The 5,434-nt window shown below is 65.9% G+C and carries 7 protein-coding genes and 2 pseudogenes; 3 read left to right on the forward strand and 6 right to left on the reverse strand.

Annotated features, from left to right (window positions below; translation table 11 throughout):
• Positions 1–109: 109 nt before the first annotated feature.
• Both BMZ69_RS30755 and BMZ69_RS30760 read right to left on the reverse strand, forming a co-directional pair.
• Positions 110–391 carry a type II toxin-antitoxin system RelE/ParE family toxin gene (locus tag BMZ69_RS30755; RefSeq protein WP_092163818.1) on the reverse strand — a complete coding sequence of 94 codons (282 nt, stop codon included), beginning with the start codon at positions 389–391 and terminating at the stop codon, positions 110–112.
• Entirely contained in the window at positions 388–870 is a 483-nt protein-coding gene (locus tag BMZ69_RS30760; protein WP_092163819.1) for a hypothetical protein, read from the reverse strand. Before BMZ69_RS30760 ends, BMZ69_RS30755 begins: the two co-directional genes overlap by 4 nt.
• 259 nt (positions 871–1,129) lie before the next feature.
• On the opposite strand from BMZ69_RS30760, the pseudogene BMZ69_RS32430 reads away from it, so the two are divergent.
• Positions 1,130–1,255 (forward strand): annotated as a pseudogene (locus tag BMZ69_RS32430) (helix-turn-helix domain-containing protein); the annotation flags it as partial.
• 137 nt (positions 1,256–1,392) lie between these two features.
• Positions 1,393–1,491: pseudogene (locus BMZ69_RS32305) on the forward strand (30S ribosomal protein S21); the annotation flags it as partial.
• A 29-nt stretch (positions 1,492–1,520) separates the two neighbouring features.
• Here BMZ69_RS32305 and BMZ69_RS30770 read toward each other — a convergent pair.
• Positions 1,521–1,844 carry a hypothetical protein gene (locus BMZ69_RS30770; protein WP_092163821.1) on the reverse strand — a complete coding sequence of 108 codons (324 nt, stop codon included), beginning with the start codon at positions 1,842–1,844 and terminating at the stop codon, positions 1,521–1,523.
• 17 nt (positions 1,845–1,861) lie between these two features.
• A complete protein-coding gene (locus BMZ69_RS30775) occupies positions 1,862–2,263 on the reverse strand; it encodes a hypothetical protein (RefSeq protein WP_092163822.1) in 402 nt (133 codons plus the stop codon).
• Positions 2,264–2,395: 132 nt separating this feature from the next.
• Between BMZ69_RS30775 and mobQ the strand changes: the two genes are divergently transcribed.
• Positions 2,396–3,919, forward strand: a complete 1,524-nt coding sequence (gene mobQ / locus BMZ69_RS32435; protein WP_175507060.1) for a MobQ family relaxase — start codon at positions 2,396–2,398, stop codon at positions 3,917–3,919.
• On the opposite strand, the gene BMZ69_RS30785 is transcribed toward mobQ, so the two are convergent.
• Both BMZ69_RS30785 and BMZ69_RS30790 read right to left on the reverse strand, forming a co-directional pair.
• Positions 3,916–4,983: a replication initiation protein gene (locus BMZ69_RS30785; RefSeq protein WP_139219321.1), complete on the reverse strand. Its 1,068-nt coding sequence runs from the start codon at positions 4,981–4,983 to the stop codon at positions 3,916–3,918. The genes mobQ and BMZ69_RS30785 overlap by 4 nt on opposite strands.
• A gap of 198 nt (positions 4,984–5,181) precedes the next feature.
• Positions 5,182–5,397, reverse strand: coding sequence for a type II toxin-antitoxin system BrnA family antitoxin (locus BMZ69_RS30790; RefSeq protein WP_092163825.1), 216 nt, complete (start codon positions 5,395–5,397; stop codon positions 5,182–5,184).
• Between the last annotated feature and the right edge of the window lie 37 nt (positions 5,398–5,434).

Below are 5,434 nucleotides of genomic sequence, written 5' to 3' on the forward strand. Positions count from 1 at the left end.
CCTGGTCGGCCAGGTCCTCGCCGTCGCCGAACCGCTTGTCGAACTCAGTGGCCTTCATAGCGCTCCACCTCCTGTGGCCTGGCGCGGCGGACCGAGATCAAGCGCCTGCTCAGGGATACTTCTGCCGCCCATGCAGGAGGCGCAAGATCTCGACGCGACCGGCCTCTGGCCTGACGCGGTAGACGAGGACGAAGGGAGTCCGATTCAGAACGCATTCCCGGGTGCCAGGCTTGCGCCCGACGCGGCCGATTTCCGGGTAATCGGCCAGCCTATCCGTTTGACGCTCGATCTCATCGAGCTGGTCGAGGGCTGCGCGGGGGCTCTCCTGAGCGATATAGGCGATGGCATCCGTCCGATTGGCACGGGCTCGCGCAAGCCAGACGACCTTCACTCAGCGTCGCCCTTGATGCGGGCCAGCAACTCGGCACGCTGGCGCGCCATATCCTGCTTGACCACCTCGTGCGGAACCCACTCGGAGTTTGGATCGTCAGCCTCACGCAGGGCCACTTCGATCTGCTCCCGAAACCAGCGGTCATGCTCGATCGCCTCATGGGCCTGCCGTTGCCGTGCCGCCGCGTCCGGCCGCCGGCGCTCGATTGCGCTGGGGTCGTGCCCGACGGCATCGACCTCGAAGCGCGGCAGGCCGAGTTCCTGGCGGACAAAGGCAACCGCCGTGTTGAGATTGCGCCAGAGCCGCATCTGGCGGGACTTCTGGGCCGACACGGTCCGCTCCAGCGCGCCATAGCGCACCAGCACCGCCCAGCCCCCCGGCTGGCCCAGCACGGTCGCCCCGCGGATCGCCTGGGCCTCGACCAGGTTTTTGACCGCCTTGCTGTCGATCGTCTCCGGCGGATTCGCTGCGCGTGCCATCCAAGCCTCCGCTGCACTGGAAATAGGTCCGGCGATTATTGATTAAATGTCGCGCCTTGTCCAGTTTTCCGCCGCCTCCCCGTTCCATAAAACCCGTTCGGCGAATCCGGGCCGGTCTTTCCTCGGAAAGCCTTGAGCCGGAGCGTAGCGGAGGCTCGCCTAAGCCACACGAACATCGTTCGGAACAACGTTCGGCGATCACGGAGTGTTAACGGCGCTGCCGCATCATCACCTCGTCACCCGACGAGGCACGACGCGCATGATCACCATCACTGAAGCGGCTGACGCGCTCCGCATCAGCAAGTCTACCGTCCTCCGGAGCATCAAATCGGGCCGGCTTTCTGCCGCGCGCAACGACGCCGGCGCCTTCATGATCGACCCGGCCGAGCTGGCCCGCGTCTTCCCTGCCGCGGCAGGACGCGATGCGACGACGAGCCAGGAAGCGGCCCCTGCAGCGCCTGAAGTGCTCCTGGCGAGGCTGACGGCCGAGCTCGAGGGCGAGCGCCGCCTCTCGGCCGAGCTCCGCGAAGACCGCGACCAGTGGCGGGACCAGGCCAGGCGCCTGGCGATCGCCGGGCCGCCGGCGGCGCAGCTGGCGCCACGGCAGGGCCTGCTGGCCCGCCTGTTCGGATAGGGGCGCGAGGGGAGGGTCAGGGCTGGAGTTCGAGAGCCAAGAGCTGCTTCCGGAGACGTCCCGCCCGCCGGAACGCAATGAAGATCGGCCTCATTTTGAGGAGCTCGGCTTCGGCGGCCGCTTTCAGCGTCGCGCTGTCAGACCTCACGATCGTATCGATCGGGCCGGCGATCATCCTCTCCCAGTAGACTTTGAAGTCGAGGCCAAGATGATACCACTCGGCCCTGTCGGCGAGCAGAAGCTCACTCCAGGTCCAGCCTATGAAGGACAAGAACGGCTCGAGATTCTGCTGAGTCTCAGCCCGCCAGTCGATAAACGCCTGCTTCGAATCTATTTTCATCTGGGCCCCGGCTTTGATCAGGCTCCGGCCAAACCGGCTCCCGGCCGGATTTCCAGCAGTAGCGCTGACAGCTCCTCATCGGCCTCAGCCATGACGGCGACCGGGTTAGCCCCCTCCGCCAAGGGCGGGAGACCGAAGAGCGCGCGGTCCTGGGGCCTCGTCAGTCCAGCCAGGACGATCTTGATGATCACCGTGGCTAAGATACTCTCCACAGGCCCGTTGAACCTCACCCGCAGGCCGGCTGACGCCATCCGCTGAAGCTCGGCGCCGATCACGATCTGCTGGCGGGTCCGCTTCCGGCGGGCCTCTTCGGCCTCTCGGCTCTCGAGCTTCCGAAGGGCAGCCTTGGTCTGCTCCAGCTTCTTCTGGAGGCGGGCCTTGCGGTCCTGCTTCTCGCTCGTCGACTGCTCCACACTCATCACACGTCGCCCGAATCTGACGGCTCTTGCAAGTCAACTGTACCCGTGTGATGATCAGTCATCAACCCGAAGGGCGCACTTAATCATTTCGGAGAAATGAGTGCGCCTGCCGGGGGCCTGCCGGGGGCTACAGTGGCCATCTACCATCTCTGCATCGAAGCGATCTCGCGGGCGAAGGGCCGGTCAGCAACCGCCGCCGCCGCCTATCGCTCGGGTGCTCGGATCGACGATCAGCTCACCGGCGAGATCCACGACTACCGCCGCAAGCGCGGTGTCGTCGCGGCCTGGGTCGTCGCCCCGAAGGGGGCCGATTGGGCCCTCGACCGCTCCACCCTCTGGAATGCGGTCGAGGCGAACGAGACCCGTGTCAACGCCATGGTCTCCCGCGAATTCCGCATCGCCCTGCCGGACGAACTGTCGCCGGCTGGGCGCGAGCGGCTCGCCGACCGTTTCGCCCGGCACCTGGTCGAAACCTACGGCGTGGCGGCCGACATCGCCATGCATGAACCGAGCAAGGCCGGTGATGACCGCAATCACCACGCACACATCATGACGACCACCCGGGTCGTCTCGGCGGAGGGCTTCGGCCGCAAGCTCCGCGAGCTCGCCGATATGAAGCTCGGCGCGGCCGAGATCAAGAAACTCCGGGCGACCTGGTCGGAGATGACGAACGAAGTGCTCGCCGCGGAGGGCCACGACGCCCGCATCGACCACCGCACCCTCGAGGAGCAGGGCATCGAGGGGCCGGCGACGAAGCATCTCGGGCCTGCGCTGACGAACTTCGAGCGCCGGCGGAAGCGCGAGGCGGCCGGCACCGGCACCGGCTACGAGCCTGGATCCATCAGGGCCCGGCACAACTGGGACGTCATTGCCCTGCGCGCCGAGGCGATCAACATCGAGGCCGAGCTCGGCCGGATCGACCTCGAACTGGCCAGGCAAGCCGAGGCCGATCGGATCGAGCGGGAGCGCCAGGCCGCAGCCGATGAGGCCTGGAAGGCGCAGTGGTGGGAGCAGGAGCAGGCCCGCGAGCAGGCCAGGCGCCAAGCCGCCGCGGCAGCTGCACGGGCTCCCCAGCCCGCTCCCGCCGCACAAGCGCCTCAGGTTGCCCCTGAGCCGGCGCCCACGCCTCAGAAGGCTCCGGAGCCTATCCAGGCTCGTGCAGCGCCTCCAGCCGCTCCCCTCGCGCCCATTGTCGAGAAGGAGGCCGCGCCGCCAGCCGCCAGGGCTCCTGCGCCCGTCCAGGCGGCTCCCGTTGCCCAGAAGGTTTCGGAGCCCGCGCCGGCGAAGGCCAGGGAGCCCCGGCCCGTCGGCGTCCTGGATACCTCGAACCCGAACTCGCTCTTCCCGGCCCTGGGTCCCAAAGGCGCCGAGCGCTCGGAGGAGTCGCGCTTCCTCATCGACCTGCTCGACCGCGCCATGCGGAAGAGCAGCACGTGGAAGGCCGGCGTCCGCATCTGGACCAGGACCTACAACCGCGCCGAGACCGACTTCCGGCGCCTGCAGGCTTGGTGGGAGGGGCTCACGGCCGAGCACCGCCACGCCCTGGTCGACTGGTCGAAGACGCCCGTGCCTGATCCATCCTCCCCTCGCGCCCCCTCGGCCGGGCAGAGTCCGGCCGGGCGGAAGGGCGGTCGGGATCCGACCGACAGCCGCTAGACCTTCCACTCTTTGCAGAAGATCCGGAAGATCCGCTCGATGTTCGACCTACCGAGCGGAATTCCCTTCTTTGCCGCGAAGTCCCGGAATCGGGTTGCGACGAGGTCGACGTCTGGCGTCGGCCGCGGCAGCATCTCCCGGGCAATATCGGCCCATTTCCCGTATGAAATCGGGCCTGCTGGTGGGAAACCGGCCTCAACCACGTTCTCGACCGTCCCCTCACGCCGAGCCCGCCGGCCGATGCTCGAGCTATCCAGCTCTCGGGCCGCCGCAGCCCTCCCCTTCGCGTCCTGGACCTCCCAGCTCAGTCGCACGGCGGCAAACGACCGGCCGCGCTTCACGGGCTCCCAGGTAACGGTAAAGCCGGAGAGCTGATTGACCTCCTCCAAGGCGCGATCGAGCACAAAGCGCCTGAAGTCCTGCCACCGCGTGAAGGTCTTAGGCTCGACCCCTAGACGCTTGCGGAGGTCATCCAAGTCAAAGACCTCGCTCGTTTTGCGCTCGAGGCCACTACGCAGCGCAACGATTTCGTAAAGGCGCAGTGAGAAGCGGCTCTCGAAGGCGAGCACGGCCTTTCTGCTCAGGGCAGCCCAATGGTTGGACTGCTCAAGAACCTTCCTAAGAGTCGGAGATAGCCGGAATACGAGGTTGCCGGCATCTTCATACATCTCAGCAGGACGACGAACGCCGAAAAGAAGAGGATCAACCATGACCTCTTCTTTCCCGTCCCTCTTCACCCTCAGCTCAACGGTCGTACCGACCAAGTCCCGCACGCACTCGACGAGCTCGTCGCGCTCGAGGTGGCTGAAGTTCAGCTGGGCGATCGGGACCTTGTGCTCGACGTCCTCGACCGCCCGCGCGCCGGCGATGTTGACCAGCAGGTGAAAGAGCTTGCCCGCGCGCAGGCTCAAGGCTCGCCGGCCGTCCCGGAAGCGCAGATCCAAGACCTCGCCTGCCGCAATCAGCTCGTGCTCACGCTCGGCCAGGGTGGAATCGCTCAGGGCTTTTATGGTGCGACTCATGAGGGTGAGCGTAATGGGTGAGTAACTCACCTTCAAGCTCACCTTTAGGCCCGCAATCACTCACCTTTAGCCCGCAATCACTCACCTTTAACCCGCAATCGCTCACCCTTAGAGAGGGGCAGAATGGATATAATACTTTGATATGTAATAATTTTTTCTCGCGCGCGCGCGCGCGTTTTGAATCTTTGAATCTTTGAATAAAGGAGAACTGGCCCAAAAATGAGCCCTTTGGAGCTCACCTTAAGCCAGCTTCTCCGCGATCCAGAGCTTGATCAGGGCCTGCCTCGTCACGCCGAGGCGCTGGGCCTGCTGATCCAGCCCGGACACGACCCAAGCGGGGAAGTCGACGTTCACCCGCTTCGTCTCGACGTTCGGCCGGCGGGCCTTGGACCAATCCACCTGGTCGGCCAGGTCCTCGCCGTCGCCGAACCGCTTGTCGAACTCAGTGGCCTTCATAGCGCTCCACCTCCTGTGGCCTGGCGCGGCGGACCGA

Origin of the sequence: Allobosea sp. CRIB-10, assembly GCF_900112185.1 — a bacterium.
Taxonomy (GTDB): Bacteria; Pseudomonadota; Alphaproteobacteria; order Rhizobiales; family Beijerinckiaceae; genus Allobosea.

Excerpts from the sequence above, each read along its gene's own strand:
- BMZ69_RS30775 (WP_092163822.1), bottom strand. The coding sequence starts at position 2,263 with ATGAGTGTGGAGCAGTCGACGAGCGAGAAGCAGGACCGCAAGGCCCGC.
- BMZ69_RS30760 (WP_092163819.1), bottom strand. The coding sequence starts at position 870 with ATGGCACGCGCAGCGAATCCGCCGGAGACGATCGACAGCAAGGCGGTC.
- BMZ69_RS30770 (WP_092163821.1), bottom strand. The coding sequence starts at position 1,844 with ATGAAAATAGATTCGAAGCAGGCGTTTATCGACTGGCGGGCTGAGACT.
- BMZ69_RS30790 (WP_092163825.1), bottom strand. The coding sequence starts at position 5,397 with ATGAAGGCCACTGAGTTCGACAAGCGGTTCGGCGACGGCGAGGACCTG.